At 63.0% G+C, this 16,055-nt stretch carries 14 protein-coding genes; 8 read left to right on the plus strand and 6 right to left on the minus strand.

The genetic code is table 11. The features are described 5' to 3' along the window. The first annotated feature begins 123 nt into the window (after positions 1–123). From AC2YB9_RS17090 to AC2YB9_RS17120, 7 genes are all read left to right on the plus strand, one after another. Positions 124–1,986 carry an acyl-CoA dehydrogenase gene (locus AC2YB9_RS17090; RefSeq protein WP_487266565.1) on the plus strand — a complete coding sequence of 621 codons (1,863 nt, stop codon included), beginning with the start codon at positions 124–126 and terminating at the stop codon, positions 1,984–1,986. Between the two features lie 100 nt (positions 1,987–2,086). After that, a complete protein-coding gene (locus tag AC2YB9_RS17095; protein WP_487266566.1) occupies positions 2,087–4,396 on the plus strand; it encodes a glycerol-3-phosphate 1-O-acyltransferase in 2,310 nt (769 codons plus the stop codon). Next, complete coding sequence (locus AC2YB9_RS17100) at positions 4,383–5,819, plus strand: HAD-IB family hydrolase (RefSeq protein ID WP_487266567.1); 1,437 nt, start codon at positions 4,383–4,385, stop codon at positions 5,817–5,819. Before AC2YB9_RS17095 ends, AC2YB9_RS17100 begins: the two co-directional genes overlap by 14 nt. 8 nt (positions 5,820–5,827) lie before the next feature. Beyond that, a complete protein-coding gene (locus tag AC2YB9_RS17105; protein ID WP_487268639.1) occupies positions 5,828–6,061 on the plus strand; it encodes a hypothetical protein in 234 nt (77 codons plus the stop codon). Between the two features lie 357 nt (positions 6,062–6,418). Continuing rightward, the gene (locus AC2YB9_RS17110; protein WP_487266568.1) at positions 6,419–7,216 is read left to right on the plus strand and encodes a maleylpyruvate isomerase family mycothiol-dependent enzyme; all 798 of its coding nucleotides are present in this window, start codon (positions 6,419–6,421) and stop codon (positions 7,214–7,216) included. A 17-nt stretch (positions 7,217–7,233) separates the two neighbouring features. Next, positions 7,234–8,166, plus strand: coding sequence for an oxidoreductase (locus AC2YB9_RS17115; RefSeq protein ID WP_487266569.1), 933 nt, complete (start codon positions 7,234–7,236; stop codon positions 8,164–8,166). Continuing rightward, complete coding sequence (locus tag AC2YB9_RS17120) at positions 8,163–8,627, plus strand: GNAT family N-acetyltransferase (RefSeq protein ID WP_487266570.1); 465 nt, start codon at positions 8,163–8,165, stop codon at positions 8,625–8,627. Before AC2YB9_RS17115 ends, AC2YB9_RS17120 begins: the two co-directional genes overlap by 4 nt. 4 nt (positions 8,628–8,631) lie before the next feature. On the opposite strand, the gene AC2YB9_RS17125 is transcribed toward AC2YB9_RS17120, so the two are convergent. From AC2YB9_RS17125 to AC2YB9_RS17150, 6 genes are all read right to left on the minus strand, one after another. Then, positions 8,632–9,933, minus strand: a complete 1,302-nt coding sequence (locus tag AC2YB9_RS17125) for an MFS transporter (RefSeq protein WP_487266571.1) — start codon at positions 9,931–9,933, stop codon at positions 8,632–8,634. A gap of 20 nt (positions 9,934–9,953) precedes the next feature. Further along, complete coding sequence (locus tag AC2YB9_RS17130; RefSeq protein ID WP_487266572.1) at positions 9,954–11,267, minus strand: dihydrolipoamide acetyltransferase family protein; 1,314 nt, start codon at positions 11,265–11,267, stop codon at positions 9,954–9,956. A 9-nt stretch (positions 11,268–11,276) separates the two neighbouring features. Then, positions 11,277–12,266, minus strand: a complete 990-nt coding sequence (locus AC2YB9_RS17135) for an alpha-ketoacid dehydrogenase subunit beta (protein WP_487266573.1) — start codon at positions 12,264–12,266, stop codon at positions 11,277–11,279. After that, entirely contained in the window at positions 12,263–13,399 is a 1,137-nt protein-coding gene (gene pdhA / locus AC2YB9_RS17140; RefSeq protein ID WP_487266574.1) for a pyruvate dehydrogenase (acetyl-transferring) E1 component subunit alpha, read from the minus strand. Before pdhA ends, AC2YB9_RS17135 begins: the two co-directional genes overlap by 4 nt. A 241-nt stretch (positions 13,400–13,640) precedes the next feature. Next, a complete protein-coding gene (locus tag AC2YB9_RS17145) occupies positions 13,641–13,829 on the minus strand; it encodes a hypothetical protein (protein ID WP_487266575.1) in 189 nt (62 codons plus the stop codon). A 69-nt stretch (positions 13,830–13,898) separates the two neighbouring features. After that, positions 13,899–14,960: a histidinol-phosphate transaminase gene (locus AC2YB9_RS17150; RefSeq protein ID WP_487266576.1), complete on the minus strand. Its 1,062-nt coding sequence runs from the start codon at positions 14,958–14,960 to the stop codon at positions 13,899–13,901. Between the two features lie 75 nt (positions 14,961–15,035). On the opposite strand from AC2YB9_RS17150, the gene AC2YB9_RS17155 reads away from it, so the two are divergent. Continuing rightward, on the plus strand, positions 15,036–15,977 hold the full coding sequence (locus tag AC2YB9_RS17155; protein ID WP_487266577.1) for an EamA family transporter: 942 nt from the start codon (positions 15,036–15,038) through the stop codon (positions 15,975–15,977). Positions 15,978–16,055: the final 78 nt, after the last annotated feature.

The following is a 16,055-nucleotide window of genomic DNA, read 5'->3' on the forward strand; positions in this document are numbered from 1 at the left end:
GAAATTGGTCTCCAGACTTGCCTGTGCTGCAACAAGAGCGGATACTTAAGTTACTTGTCAGTAGCAAACTGTGACCGCAGCGCACAATCCGTAAAGACTGATCTCCCAAAGGGATGGGCAACCATGAGCCATTACAAGAGCAACCTCCGCGACATCGAGTTCAACCTGTTCGAACTCTTCAACCGCGGCCACGTGCTCGGCACCGGAATCTTCGAAGATCTGGATGTCGAGACGGCAAAGAGCATTCTGAGTGAAGTCGATCGGTTGTCCCGAGACGAGCTCGCAGAGTCGTTCAGCGACGCCGACCGCAATCCCCCGGTTTATGATCCAGCCGCCAAGACCGTCACCATGAACCCCGCGTTCGCCAAGTCATACAAGACTTGGATGGAAGCCGAGTGGTGGCGTCTGCAGGTTCCGGAGGCCCTTGGCGGCCAGGCGGCGCCTGCTTCTCTCGTGTGGTCGACCGCCGAGTTCGTCCTCGGCGCCAACCCGGCCATCTGGATGTTCGCCGCCGGCCCCGCGTTCGCGCGCATCGTGTTTGAGAACGGCAATGACCGCGACAAGTTGTTCGCCCAGTTCATGGTCGAGAAGCAGTGGGGCTCAACAATGGTCCTCACCGAACCCGATGCGGGCTCGGACGTCGGCGCCGGCCGTACCAAAGCATTCCCGAATGAGGACGGCTCCTGGAACATCGAGGGCGTGAAGCGCTTCATCACCTCGGCCGAGCACGACATGAGCGAGAACATCATGCATCTCGTCCTCGCCCGACCGGTCGGCGTCGAGGGCGTTGGCGGCCCCGGCACCAAGGGACTGAGCCTGTTCCTCGTGCCGAAGTTCCACTTCGATCACGAGACCGGCGAGCTCACCGGCGAGCGCAATGGCGCGTATGTGACCAATGTCGAGCACAAAATGGGCATCAAGGTGTCCACGACCTGCGAGGTCACCTTCGGAGACGAGGCCCCGGCGCAGGGCTGGCTGCTCGGCGAGGTCCACGACGGCATCAATCAGATGTTCCGCGTCATCGAGAACGCCCGTATGTTCGTCGGCGCCAAAGCCATCGCGACGTTGTCGACTGGTTATCTCAACGCGCTGGACTACGCCAAAGAGCGCGTCCAAGGTGCCGATCTCACCGAATCGGCCAATAAAGCCGCGCCGCGCGTCGCGATCACCAACCATCCCGACGTACGCCGCTCGCTGATGATGCAAAAGTCGTTTGCTGAAGGTTTGCGCTCACTGCTGCTTTACACCGCGACCTGGCAGGACCAGATCATGTTGGCCGAGGCTGCGGGCGAAGACACCTCACTGCCCGAATCGATCAATGATCTGCTGCTGCCGCTGGTCAAGGGCTACGGCTCTGAACGTTCATGGGTAATCCTGGGCACCGAGTCGCTGCAGACTTTTGGCGGCTCGGGCTTCCTGCAGGACTACCCGATTGAGCAGTATGTGCGTGACGCCAAAATCGACACGCTCTATGAGGGCACCACGGCGATCCAGGGTATGGACTTGTTCTTCCGCAAGATCGTGAAGAACAAGGGTCAAGCGCTCGGCCATCTCGCCCAGGAGATCCAAGGTTTCGCCGAGAGCGAGGCTGGCAACGGTCAGCTTAAGGTCGAACGCGAACTGCTCGCCAAGGGTCTCGAAGATGCTCAGGCGATCATTGGCGCAACCTTCGCCGACCTCATGACCGCGAACCCGGCCGATGAAAAGGGCGATATCAAGAACATCTACAAGGTGGGTCTGAACACGACTCGTCTCGTATATGTTCTCGGCGACCTCGTCGTGGCGTGGCTACTGCTGCGTGGTGCTGAAGTCGCACTGGAAAAGCTCGGCGGCGACGTCTCGGCAGCGGACAAGAACTTCTACGACGGCAAAGTTGCCGCCGCGCAGTTCTTTGCCCGCAACGTCTTGCCGAAGCTCGCCGGTGAGCGTCTGATTGCTGAGAACATCGACGATTCGATCATGGATCTCGACGAAGCAGCGTTCTGACCCCAGCGTCTGCCGAAACCCCTCATCGTTCGGTGAGGGGTTTCGTCGTTTGCGTTGCTGTTCACCGTGTCGTTCGCCGGTTCGGGGGTAGGGTCGACAAATGTCCCCGGATCCCGTATCTCTGACTGACGATCCGGTGCATTTTGTCTTGGCCGTGGCGACAACCGATGTCGAACACGACCTGATCCAGCGGTGGGTCGACGGCGGTGGTCTCAAGGACGCAAGCAGCGTGCGGATGCTGCGAGGCACGCTCGACGAGTTGGCCGAAGGGCTGCCCGAACGAGGCGCGGGCATCGTTACGCCGCTGCAAGTCGTGTGGCTCCCCCGGGAGCGCGACGGCGCGCGCCAGACGCGGTGGTCCGACCTCGCAGCCCTCGCCAACCCGCATCGGCCCGGACAACGAAGGCAGCGCCGCATCGCCGACCGTGAACCCGATCGATATCGGGTCATCGTCGGCGAGCCAGCAACGCTGGTCGATCTACGCCAACGCTACGAGGTCGAGACCCAGCGCCAACCCGAACCTGTCGCGTTCGCCCGCTACGTCCGCCGGGCCGCCGTCGTGACCCTCGCCCGGTCCGAGCGCCAGGTCATCGGCGAGCGCTACAAGGTGCCGCGCCTCGTTGCCGAGCAGATCCTCGACCGGGCCGACTACCGCGAAGAGCTGGCAGTTCTCGCCAAGGAGCTCGACCTCACCGAGGAGCAGATCCGCGAACGTGCGGCCGGCTGCCTCGACGAGCTTGTGGCGGTCCAGAGCCGCATCGCCACCGACCTGTGGTCAGGCATCATGAGCCCGCTGCACTCCAAGACGTGGCACGTTGACGTCGACGACAGCGGCCTTGAGCACCTCCGGGACCTCAACCGGTGTCATCCCCTGATCTTCCTGCCATCGCACCGCTCCTACACCGATCCTCTGGTCCTCGCCGGCGTCCTCGCGGCCCACGATTTCCCTCGCAACCACGTCATGGGCGGGAGCAACCTCAACTTCTGGCCGTTCGGCCCCCTGGCCCGTCGCGCGGGCCTAGTCTTTATCCGCCGCAGCTTCGGCGACGACCAGGTTTACAAGTCCGTCGTGCAGGAATACTTCGGCCACCTGCTGTCAACGCGCTTCAACTTGGAGTGGTACTTCGAAGGTGGCCGCTCGCGGACCGGCAAGCTCCGCCCACCCAAGTTCGGGCTGCTCCGCTACGTGGCGACGGCCCTGCAGAGCGGCCGCACCGAGGACGTCTACCTTGTCCCTGTCTCCATCACGTATGAACGTCTGCCCGAGGTCTCAGCCATGTCGGACGAGCAGTCCGGCGGCACCAAGAAGAAGGAAGGACTGGCATGGCTGGCCAAATACGCCCGCTCCCAGCGCGGCCGGTCCGGATCCGTGCACGTACGCTTCGGCGACCCGTTCCCCGTACGCGACCGATTGGCTCCTGCCGGCTCAGATGAGGGCGAGCAGCGTATCGCCCTGCAGAAGATCGCCTTCGACGTCGCGGTCGGGATCAACCGTGCAGCCCCGGTGACGGCCAACGCCCTGATGGCCCTCGCCCTACTGGGTGTTCGCGACGAGGCACTGACCGTCGAACAGATCGGCACCGTGCTCGCGCCGATCCTCGACTATGTCGAAGCCCGCAAGATCCCAACGATCGGCCTCGAGGTGCTGACCAATCCGGCCGGCATCAACCATGTCCTCACCGAACTGGATCGCGCCGGCGTCGTCACGACGTATGGCAAGGGGGTCGAGCCGGTCTTCTCGATCGCCCCGGGCAAGCACCTCGACGCAGCGTTCTACCGCAACAACGCGATCCACTGGTTCATCAACCGGGCCATCGTCGAGCTCTCGATGCTGCACGCAGCCGACAGCCACGCCGACGATCTGCGGACCGAGGGCTGGGCCGAAGCCAAGCGGCTGCGGGACCAACTCAAGTTCGAGTTCTTCTTCCCCGACAGGGACACCTATGAGGCCGAGTTGACCGAGGAGCTGGCCCTGATCACCGACGGCGGTCGTCGTCCAGCGGAAACTCCCGAGGAAGTCCGCGCCCTCCTCGGCGATGCCGGATTCCTGATGGCGCACCGCGTGCTGCGCTCCTTCCTCGACGCCCAGCTCGTCGTGCTGGAGCGGCTCGCAGCGATGGACCCCGACGCGAAGCCCGAGGCCAAGATCCTCCTCAACGACTGCGAGGCGGTCGGCAAGCAGATGCTGCTCCAGGGCCGGCTCCACGGTCCGGAATCCCTGTCCCGAGAGTTGTTCAGCGCCGCGATCCAGCTCGCCGACAACTACGGACTGATGCACACCGGCGGCGAGGAGCTCGGCGAGCTCCGACGCATCTCGGCCCGTCGCGCCGGCCAGCTGGTCGCCAGCACTCGTAACGTCGAGTCCCTCGACGCATCCCGGCGGGCGGAGGTGGCCGGTGTCGTCATCTGACGCCGTCGCCGACGTCCTCGCCGGTCCTCGCGGGCCGTCGATCGGCGCGTTCTTCGACTACGACGGGACCGTGATCCACGGTTTCTCGGCCAGCGCGTTCTACTCCCATCGTCTCCGCAATTTCGAGATCGGGCCGGTTGAGTTGTTCAGCACAATCGGTCACCTAGTCCGCGGCATCACGACGGAGTCAGATTTCGAACGGTTCCTGGGCTCGGTCTTTCAAAGTCTGGCCGGCCGACGGATCGACGAGCTCAGTACGATTGGCGCGAAAATCTTCGAGACGCAGATCGCCGGTCGAGTCTTCCCCGAGGCCTGGGAGCTGATCCGCGCCCACGAGTTCATGGACCACACGCTCGTACTCGCCTCCTCCGCCTCGCGGTTCCAGGTCGAACCCGCAGCACGCGCACTGGGGATCGACAACGTCCTGTGCAGTGATGCCGAGGTCGACGCCGAGGGCCGGCTCACGGGCCAAGCTCGCGGCCAGGCGATGTGGCGTGAGGGCAAAGCCGAGGCGGTGCTCGACTTCGCGACCGAGCACAAGATCCGGCTCGACGAGAGCTTCGCCTACTCCAACGGCGACGAAGACGTCCCGTTCCTCGCCACCGTCGGCCACCCGCGCGCGGTCAATCCCGGCAAGCGGCTGCTCGCCCACGCACAGAAGGTCCAGTGGCCGATCTCCGCTTTCTCCGAGCGGGGCCGACCGCCGGTCAAGCAGATCGCAAGGACCGCCGCGGCGTACGGAGCGATGGCGACTGCGATGGGCACGGGCCTCACGTTTGGTCTGCTCAACCGCAACAAGCAGGTCGGGCTCGACACCGTCTTCTCGCTGACCGGCGACCTCGCCCTTCCGCTCGTCGGCGTGCGGCTCAACACCCAGGGCCAAGAACACGTCTGGAGCCATCGGCCCGCGGTGTTCCTGTTCAACCACCAGAGCCAACTCGACATGCCGGTCCTGTGCAAGCTGCTGCGTGGCGGGTTCACCGCGGTGGCCAAGCAGGAGCTCGCCAACGACCCGTTCTTCGGGCCTGCGTTTCGCGCCGCCGGCGTGGCGTTTGTCGACCGTTCCGGCTCGGCCGATCCCCGCACGGCGCTCGATCCGGCCGTGCGCAAGCTTCGCGAGGGCATCTCCGTCGTCGTCGCCCCGGAAGGGACCCGATCGGTGACGCCGGCACTCGACTCGTTCAAGAAGGGCGCATTTCACCTGGCGATGCAGGCCGGCGTGCCAATCATCCCGATCGTGATCCGCAATGCCGGTGAGCTCATGTGGCGGGACGCGGCGACAATCCGACCGGGCGTCGTCGACATTGCGGTGCTTCCCCCGATCGACGTCGGTGATTGGACGACTGACAACCTCGACGAGCACATCGCCGAGGTCAGAGGCCGCTACCTCGAGACCCTCGCGAACTGGCCCGAGCCGACCTGACAGGCTCGCTGAGCCAAAAACCCGATTCGTGGCGACATGCGACGCGACGCATAGCGCCAGCAGCCAGCTCACTTAGTACCCCCATGGCACGATGGTCCGGTGCGAACGAATCCTCTGATGTATCTCGCGGCGTTCCTATTGGCATTGCTCGGCTGGGTGGCCGCCGCGTGGATCGGCTCGACGTCCTGGGAACCACTGCATGCGGCTCCGGTAACACGGATCGAGAGCGGCATGAAGGTTGATGTGCCCAAGGATGGTGTCGCGTTCTTCACCGACATCGTCCAGGAGCGCGACGTGACTTGCCACAGCAAACCAGAGAAGGCACTCGACATTCAGGCCGCCAAGTTCGATCTGCTCAACAATGCTGGCGATCGACAGTGGCACATGATCAGCACGACAATCGAGGCCAAACCAGGCACATACACAGTGGCGTGCACGCCGCGCGACAAGGCCCTCGACACCGCGGTTTACGGCTATGCCGATCTGCCCGACTTTCGCAATGCTGTGGTCGGCAAGGGCGTCGGCAGCATCGCAACACTTATTGCCGTCCTCCTCGCGGCTTGGACTTGGTGGGGACGACGTACCACAAGGAGCTTGGCATGAATCCACTCGAAATCTACGTACGCGGTTGGCGTGACAGTGCCGACTCGACACTGGCGCTGCTTCGTGACTTGACCGGCGCTGACTGGTCCCAGCCGAGCGACTGTCCCGGCTGGAGCGTCCAGGACGTCGCCGCCCATCTGGCCCATCTAGAGCATGTCCTGACCACGAATGAGGCCGGCGAGCTTGATTCCAATACGTCGTCGATCAGCGCCGATTACACCCAATCGGGCGTTGAAGCGCGACGCGCTGCGACAACACACGAACTCATCGACGAGTTTGCCGCCGCCGTGGCGATTCGTTCGGCGGCGCTCGACCCGCTGCCCGATGACCCCAACGCATACCCGAGCATGACCCCCGGCGGTGTGCAGTGGACATGGGACACATTGCTGCGGAACCGATGCATCGACATGTGGGTACACGAGCAGGACATCCGCCGTGCCGTCGGACGACCCGGTGGCCTCGACTCGATCGGCGCCCAAGTCACGACGCACTCATTTGCCGCTGCCATGGCCTATATCGTCGGCAAGAAAGTCCGGCCGCCGGCAGGTACATCCGTGCAGTGGCGGGTCACTGGCGAGGTGCCATTCGACAGCACGGTTGTCGTCGGGGACGACGGTCGGGCGAAGCCGGCCAAGGAGTTTTCCGGTCGGCCCGATGCGTCCCTATCGATGAGCACCGAGGTTTTCAACATCTTGGCCGCAGGTCGCCGCAGCCCCGATCAAGTCGAGGTCGCGGTCGAAGGTGACAGCGAACTCGCTGCGTCGGCGCTGGCAGCGATGACCCTCACGTTCTGACGACCTACGCTGGGACCATGAGTTGGTCGACGCAGGACATACCCGATCTGAGTGGAAAACGTGCGGCCATCACCGGGGTGACCGGCGGGCTGGGCGTCAATGCGGCGATCCAACTCGGCCGCCAGGGTGCGGCGCTGACCGTGACGGCACGCGACGATGCCAAGGCGGCGAAGGCTCTGGAGCAGATTGCGCGCGAAGCTCCCGGCACCGACATTGACGTCGTCCAACTCGACCTTGCTGACCTCACGGCAACCAAGTCCGCCGCGCAGTCGGTTCTGAGCTCGATCGACCACCTCGACATCCTGATCAATAACGCCGGAGTCATGGCCGCGCCACAACGGTTGACCGTCGATGGCTTCGAGCTTCAAATGGGTACCAACCACCTCGGCCACTTCGCCTGGACCGCAACCCTTTGGCCATTACTCCTGAAGAGCAATACCCGCGTCGTCACGGTCGCCTCATTTGCCCATACCTGGGTCCATGGGATCGACATTCGTTCGCTGACGACCGAGGGGTCACCGCGTCGCTACAGCCGCTGGAAATCGTACGGAGAAGCCAAACTCGCCAACCTGCTCTTCATGCTCGAACTTGATCGCCGGGTCAAAGCGAAGGGCCTCGACGTCGAGAGCGTCGGCGCCCATCCGGGCTACGCCGCGACCAATCTGACCGCGGCCGGCCCGAGGCTCGGCGGCAACCGGCTCGGTTCGATGGGCATGCATCAGATCACCAAAATCATCGCTCAACCGGCAGCAATGGGTGCGTGGCCGTTGCTGATGGCCGCCACCGATGAGAGCTTGACCGGTGGCGAATACGTCGGTCCATCCCAGCTGCGGCAGATGCGCGGCGCGCCCAAGCTAGTCGGGATGAGCCGATACGCCCGCGATGCCGATCTGGCCGACATGATTTGGACCGCGTCGGAGCATGCCACCGGGATCGATTTCGCGATATGACGATCCGTCCGATCGGCGCCCAGGATCTCGACACGGTGCTCGCCCTCAATCAGGGTGCACTCGAAGGCGTCGGCGCGCTCGATCTCGAACGGCTCGAGTGGATCATCGGGTTGGCCGATAACGCGCTGGTGGTCGAGGTCGACGGCGAGATCGCCGGGTTCGTCATCACGATCGCGCCGCAGTCAACATACGACTCGATCAACTACGGGTGGTTCGAAGAACGCTTCGCGGAGCACTGCTATCTCGATCGGATTGTCGTGGCACCCGGTTTCCGGCGTCGCGGTGTTGCCGCGCTGCTCTATGACGAAATCGAACGGACCCTGCCGGTCACCCTCGAGGTCTACGCAGTCCCACCCAACGATGCGTCACTGGCCTTCCATGCTGGCCGCGGATATGAGGAGATCGGCCGCCTCGATCAAGCCAACGGCAAGATCGCCGCGATGTTCGTGAAGCGTCCCTGACCAGTTAGGCCAGCTTGGTCATCTTGGCCTTGGCCTCGGCATCCTCAGCAAGCAGTTGTGCGCGAGTCTTGACCCGGTAACGCCAGATCTGAATGAGCCCCAGCGTCCACAGGACATACTGCGCAGACATTGCCCAGCGGAAAGCGTCCGGTGTGTAATCGGTGCTTCTACCCGGTGTTCGCCAATCGAGGATCAAGCCGATCGCAACGATCAGAATCAAGCTCGCGATGAAGCCGCCCTGATTGATGATGCCGGTCGAACTGCCCAGTCGGCTCTGCGGATTGGACGTACGTCCGAAGTCGAAGCCGATCATGGATGCGGGGCCACCCACTCCGACGACGATCACCAAGAGCACCAGCAGCACAATCGGCGCGTTGCCTCGCCAGGTGAGTACGACGGTCCAGGTCGCCACAATCGACAAAATGATGCTCATGACCAGCGTCGAACGATGCCATGGATGATTCGTGATGATCCAGGCCAGGATCGGCCCGGCTATCATGACCGCCACGACCAACAAGGTGAGGAGGACGCCAGCCTGCGCTTGGGATAGGCCTTCACCCTGGACAAAGAATGGGTAGCCCCACAAGAGCCCCAGCGTCGTCGCGCTGAACTGGGTCGTGAAGTGCGTCCACAGCCCGAGTCGAGTCCCCGGTTGCGCCCATGACTCGGCAAGGCTCCGGCGGACTTGGGTCAACGACAGCGGAGGCCCTGACGATGATCGTTCGTCCGGTGAATCGTGGACGAAGAGCAACAGGCCAATGCCCACGACGATGCCGAGACTGGCGGCCAATAGATAGGACCTCGTCCAACCCAGATCGCGTAGTGCGATGGTCATCGGCACGGCCGCCGCGATCGCGCCGAGTTGACCAAGAACACCGGTCATCTGGGTTACCAGCGGTATGCGTCGAGCCGGGAACCACATATTCACGAGCCGAAGCACGCATACGAAGATCATGGCGTCGCCGACACCGACGAACAGCCGCGCCAGCAATGCCAGCGGATAAGATTCGGCGAACGCGAAACCGGCCTGTGCGAGGGTCAGCGTCGTCAGGCCGGTGACCATGACCCGCCGCGAGCCGAATCGGTCCAACATCAGCCCGACGGGGATTTGCATGGCCGCATAGACCAGCAACTGCAGCATGACGAAGGTCGACAGTTGCGAACCAGATATGCCGAAGCGCTCGGTCGCAGCAAGCCCCGCAACTGCCATCGACGAACGGTGAAACACCGCCAAGAGGTAGACGCTGAGCGCAATCAACCAGATGCCGAAGCCGCCCTTGAAACGATCCTCGGACAGTTGGCTCACCGGCCTAGTCTAGAGGTCGACTAGAACGTCAACGCGACCGCCGGATCGGTCAATATTGCGGCCACATCGGCGAGGAACTTCGAACCCTGCTCGCCATCGACCACGCGGTGGTCGAAGGACATCGCCAGCGTTGTGACCCAGCGTGCGACGATCTCGTCGTTGGGCCCTACCCAGGGACGTTTGGCGATCGTGCCGACCGCAAGAATGCCAGCCTCGCCTAGATTGAGGATAGGCGTACCAGCGTCGATGCCGAAGACGCCGATATTGGTGATCGTAAACGAGCCGCCAGCCATCTGCGCTGGTTGCGTCTTGCCCTCGCGTGCGGTCGCGGTCAGTTCACCGAGTGCCACCGCGAGGTCGGCCATCGACATACGATCGGCTCCAACGATGTTGGGAACGACCAGTCCACGTGGTGTCGCGGCAGCAATGCCGAGATTGATTGAGCCCTTCTGGATGATCTCCTGTGCGGCATCGTCCCAGGTCGAATTGAGCTCAGGCGTCCGACGCATGGCCACACATATGGCTTTGGCGACGATCAACAGCGGTGAGACACGAACCCCGGCGAATGCCTTGTCCTGCTTGAGCCGAGCCACGAGATCCATCGTCCGCGTCACGTCGATCGTGACCCATTCGGTGACATGTGGAGCGCTGAATGCCGAAGACACCATCGCGGCGGCGGTCATCTTGCGCACACCCTTGATCGGTATGCGGATGTCTTCGCCGCCTAACGTCATCCCGTTCGTAGGCTCCGCGGTCCGTTCGGGATGACGTCTCGTGGCAAATGCCTCCACATCGGCCCTGGTGATGATGTCGCCGGCAGCCGGTACGATGTTCAGGTCGACGCCGAGATCCTTGGCCAGTTTACGCACGGGCGGCTTAGCCAGCACGCGCAATGGACGCGTCGGCTCGACCGGCTCGACCGGTGCCGGGGGCGTACGCTGAGCAACTTTCTCCACATCAACCGATGCGACCGACGCCTTACGCGCGCGTCGCTTCAATGAGGTCGTGCGAGGACCGTAGCCAACCAATACCGGATTGCGCTCCTCAACCGGGGCAGCACCGTCTGTCAGTGACTCGTCGGCGTCAGTGAGTGACTCGTCAGCGGAGGCGATGTGGATGATGGGGGTGCCGACCTCGACGGTCTGGCCCTCCTGCACGAGGAGCGCTTTGACCTCACCCTCGTAGGGGCTGGGGAGTTCGACGATCGACTTGGCGGTCTCGATGTCAACGATGATGTCGTTGACCTTGATGACATCCCCGACCTTGACCTTCCACTCAATGATCTCAGCTTCGGTGAGGCCTTCGCCGACGTCGGGGAGTTTGAACTGGTTCATCGACACTCCTCAGTATGCGAGCGAACGGTCGACGGCATCGAGGATGCGGTCGAGGCTGGGCAGGAATTCATCTTCGATCCGGCTCGGCGGATAGGGAATGTCATAACCCGTCACCCGCAACACCGGAGCCTCCAATGAATGGAAGCATTCCTCGGAAACACGCGCCGCAATCTCGGCACCAAGGCCGAGCATCCGCGCCGCCTCGTGGACGACAATTGCGTGACCGGTCTTGCGTACCGACTCATGGATCGGCGCCATATCGAGCGGTGACAGTGTGCGCAGGTCGATGACTTCGAGCTCAATGCCGTCCTCGGCGGCCGCATCGGCGGACTCCAAACAGGTCTTGACCATCGGTCCGTATGCCATCAACGTCGCGTCCGTTCCGGCACGAACGATGCGCGAAGCGTGCAGCGGCATGGGCGTCGATTCGAGATCGACCTCGCCCTGATCCCAATAGCGTCGCTTGGGTTCGAAGAAGACAATCGGGTCATCGCTCTCGATCGCCTGCTGGATCATCCAGTAGGCGTCATTGGCGTTCGAGCAGGACACGACCTTGAGCCCAGCGGTCAACGCGAACTGTCCCTCGGGGCTTTCCGAATGATGCTCAACTGCACCGATGCCACCGCCGAACGGTATGCGGATCACGATCGGCATCTTGACCTTGCCCTTGCTGCGGAAGTGCAGTTTGGCAACTTGGCTGACGATCTGGTCGTACGCGGGGTAGACGAAGCCATCGAACTGAATCTCAACGACCGGGCGGTAGCCACGGAAGGTCAGGCCGACAGCGGTGCCGAGGATTCCATTCTCAGACAGCAACGCGTCGATGACGCGGCTTTCGCCGAAGTCCTTCTGCAGTCCGTCGGTGACACGGAAGACGCCGCCGAGACGACCGACGTCCTCGCCCATAATGAGCACCTTGTCATCGCGCTCCATCGCGGCCCGAAGGCCGGCGTTGACGCCCTTCGACAGTGGCATTTTTTCAGTGGCAATCTTGGTCATGCGGGGCTCCCCTCGTCGGCGAACCCTGCTCTGAAGGCGAGGTATTCAGCCTTCTGCGCTTCGAGTTCTGGCGTTCCATCGACGTAGACAAGATCGAACAGCGACTCGAGGTCAGGCTCGGGGAGTGCCTTGCAGGCGGCGCGCAGGTGCTTGCCGAGCTCCTCTGCTTCGGCTTCCAAATCGTCGAAGAACTGCATCGGGGTGCCACTGACCAGTAGGTGACGCTTGACCCGCTCGATCGGATCCTTGAGCTTCCACTCCTCGACCTCGGCGCTCGGGCGATAGCGGCTCGGATCGTCGGAGGTCGTATGTGCGCCCATGCGGTAGGTGTAGGCCTCGATCAACATCGGTCCCTCACCATCGCGGGCTCGCTGCAATGCGGCGGTAGTCACGGCATGGCAGGCGAGTACATCGTTGCCGTCAACCCGCACACCGGGGAAGCCGAAACCAGCGCCACGCTGGGCAATCGGCACCCGGCTCTGTCGATCAAAGGGCACTGAGATCGCGTACTGGTTGTTTTGGCAGAAGAACACGACCGGCGCGTTGAATACCGCGGCCCAATCGAATGCTTCGCTGACGCTTCCCTGGCTGGTTGCGCCATCGCCGAAGTAGGCAATGACAGCGGCGTCGCGCTCGGGGTCATTCTGACCAACGAGGCCATCCAGAGTCAGTCCCATGCCATAACCGGTCGCGTGCAGGGTCTGCGCACCGATGACGATGCTGTAGAGCGCAAATCCGTTGGCGGCCGGATCCCAGCCGCCAAGTTCGACACCACGAAAAAGGCCCAGCAGGAGAGCAGGGTCGACGCCGCGACAGAGCGCGACACCGTGTTCGCGGTAGGTCGGAAAGGCAAAATCTTGCGGCCGCATTGCGCGACCCGAACCGATTTGGGCGGCTTCCTGGCCTTGGGCCGGTGCCCATAGGCCGAGCTCGCCGTGCCGCTGGAGCGCGTGCGCCTCGAAATCGATGCGGCGCATCAAGAACATGTCGCGGAACAACTCGCGAATGCTGTCAACGTCACCGTCGTAGGAATAATCGGGATGGCTGACCCGCTCGCCTTCCGGCGTCAACAGCTGGACGAAACCATCGCCACTGCCTAACGGGCCGTGGGACTCTGGAACGGGTGCGCTCATCGCGTTTTCCCCTCAATCAGCCGGTAATCGGGGTGTCCGCACCGGAAGTCGAAGCTGAATCGGCGCACCGCTCGGGGGTGGTGAGAACTACGTCAATTCGCATGTGACGGCTGTCACAGATATCTCCACGATAACGCCTCCTGAGCCGGTTCTCCAACTGGCCCGCTCGACCAGCTATTTCAGCAGCAGCCGCAGCAGTCCGGTGGCCGGTTGCAGGACCGTGCCGACCAGATCAGAAACGTCATCGGCCTCGCGGTGTCGTGAGCCATTGGACTAGTGCCACGGCCTTGCCGTAGCCGGGCGGTGCGGCAAGAATCGTCAACGGCAGGCGCTGATCCAACAACTCCTGAACACGACTCCGCACGACCGCGATCCAGCGGGCGGCACGCGGCATCGCCCAATGACCCCGAGCACTCAATGCCGCAGGCACAGCATAACGTCGACGCTCAGATCGGCTCGAACCGAGATGTCTCGTCGAACACACCTCATGCGGCAGGGGCTAGACCCTTTCGGACTGCCATTTTTGTGCAGCCTCAAGAAACTCCGAATTGACCGCCGGTGCGCCGACGCTGACCCGCACACCATCACCGGCGAAGGGTCGCACCGAAACCGGATCACAGGCCGCGGCGAAGTCGAGCGAATCGGCGCCGAGCGGCAGCCATACAAAATTTCCTTGGGCAGCAGGAACGGCCCAACCTTGGTCTCGAAGCACCTCGGCCATCCTGGTGCGTTCGGCAACAATTACCTGGACCCGTTCGGAAAGTTCATCGATTGAGTCCAGCGATGCGATCGCGGCGCGCTGCGCGAGATCAGAAACGCTAAAGGGTGCTGTCGCCTTGCGGATCGCCTCGGCGACCGAGGGCCGGGCGATGGCATAACCGACGCGGAGCCCGGCGAGCCCGTATGCCTTGGAGAAGGTTCGCAATACGACGACATTGTCATACGCGGTGAGCGCCTCGAGCCCCTTCGCCGCAGTCGGGTCACTGACAAATTCGACATACGCCTCATCAACCACGACCACGACGTTCGGCGGCACCATCGCCACGAACTTATCCAGCGCGGCCGCCGTCACGATCGGACCGGTCGGATTGTTCGGCGTACAGACGAGAACCGCCTTCGTTCGATCGGTGATCGCTGCGGCCATGGCAGCCAGGTCATGGCTGCAATCGCCAGCCAACGGGACCTTGACGGAGGTGGCCCCGGTGAGTTCGACGGCGATCGGGTAAGCCTCGAAGGACCGCCAGGCGTAGACGACTTCATCGCCGTCGGAGCAGAGCGCGTTGAGCAAGGAAAACAGCACCGCAACCGATCCCGTCCCTGCGGCGAGACAGTCTGACGGAACGCCTAGGCGGGCCGACAGCGCCGCATACAGTTCGACGCAACCGGCATCGGGATAGCGGTTCATGTGCTCGAGTTCGGCGCTGGCGAGCTCAATGACTCCAGGCAGCGGGGAATTGGGATTTTCATTGCTGGACAGTTTGTAGGCATCGCTGGCCGCGGGCTTGCCCGGTCGGTAGACCGGGATGCCGTCGAGGGCCGCTCGAGTGGGAGGTGCAGACATGTCGGCAGCGTATCCCCCGCAGGAAGCGGGTGCCGTCACGCTCTGGTGACGCTCTATTGCTGTCACAATCAGCGAGTGCCACAATCCAATCCCCGCCTCGGCTACATCTTGGTCATCACCGGGGCGATCCTGTTCGGTGTCAACGGGGCAGTCTCACGCGTCGCGATGCGCGCCGGGTTGAGCCCCGAATCACTGACCACCGTGCGCATCACCGGGGCGGCCATCGCGTTCGCATTGGCCGCGGCATTTTGGCGGCGTTCGGCGCTGCAGCCGCCGACCGGATCGAGCCTGCTGCTGATCGCGGTCCTCGGCTTGGTCGGTGTTCTGTCATTGCAGTTGACCTACAACATCGCCATCAATCGGCTACCGCTCGGCATCGCCCTGCTCATCGAATATCTGGCACCGGTGCTGGTGGTGCTGTGGGTGCGGTTCGTGCGCCAGGAACAAGTCCGCAACCGAATGTGGGCGGCGATTGCGTTGTCGGTTTTCGGCATCGCGACTGTCGGGCAGGTATGGCAAGGGCTCGATTTCGACACCCTAGGTTTGCTCATGGCACTCGCCGCGGCGGTGAGCTTCGCGACCTATTTCCTGCTCGGCGAGCACCACGTCGGTTTCGACGAGCCGCTACGCGTGGTGTTGTGGGCTTTCGTGTTCGCCGCGATCATGATGAACATCATTTCGCCGATCTGGAAGGTGAGTGATCTCAATCAAAACGCTTCGCTGTTGGGCAACCTTGAGTCATTGCGCTTGCCGCTCATCCTGCTGATCGCCTGGATCATCCTCCCCGGGACCGTCGCACCATTTTTCCTGCAACTCGCCGCGCTCCAACACATACCGGCCACGGTTGTCACCGTCATTGCAACGCTAGAGCCGGTCATCGCAGTTATCCTCGGCTGGGCGTGGTTCACCGAATCGCTCACCGCGATCCAGGTTGTCGGCGCAGCGTGTGTCGTTGGCGGCATCGGGCTCGCCCAATCTGCCCGCCGCCAAGCCGTCCCACCTCTTCCCCTGCAATAGCCCCGAAAGCCAAACGGCCAAGATTTGTTCACTCCGCGCCCTTATGCCAACCTTGAGTTCAAGGAGTCGACGCAACAC

The sequence above is a fragment of the Aeromicrobium changchenzhani genome, assembly GCF_057586615.1.

Coding starts and splice junctions, on each gene's coding strand:
- AC2YB9_RS17090 (WP_487266565.1), top strand. CDS start 124: ATGAGCCATTACAAGAGCAACCTCCGCGACATCGAGTTCAACCTGTTC.
- AC2YB9_RS17095 (WP_487266566.1), top strand. CDS start 2,087: ATGTCCCCGGATCCCGTATCTCTGACTGACGATCCGGTGCATTTTGTC.
- AC2YB9_RS17110 (WP_487266568.1), top strand. CDS start 6,419: ATGAATCCACTCGAAATCTACGTACGCGGTTGGCGTGACAGTGCCGAC.
- AC2YB9_RS17115 (WP_487266569.1), top strand. CDS start 7,234: ATGAGTTGGTCGACGCAGGACATACCCGATCTGAGTGGAAAACGTGCG.
- AC2YB9_RS17120 (WP_487266570.1), top strand. CDS start 8,163: ATGACGATCCGTCCGATCGGCGCCCAGGATCTCGACACGGTGCTCGCC.
- AC2YB9_RS17130 (WP_487266572.1), bottom strand. CDS start 11,267: ATGAACCAGTTCAAACTCCCCGACGTCGGCGAAGGCCTCACCGAAGCT.
- AC2YB9_RS17135 (WP_487266573.1), bottom strand. CDS start 12,266: ATGACCAAGATTGCCACTGAAAAAATGCCACTGTCGAAGGGCGTCAAC.
- pdhA (WP_487266574.1), bottom strand. CDS start 13,399: ATGAGCGCACCCGTTCCAGAGTCCCACGGCCCGTTAGGCAGTGGCGAT.
- AC2YB9_RS17150 (WP_487266576.1), bottom strand. CDS start 14,960: ATGTCTGCACCTCCCACTCGAGCGGCCCTCGACGGCATCCCGGTCTAC.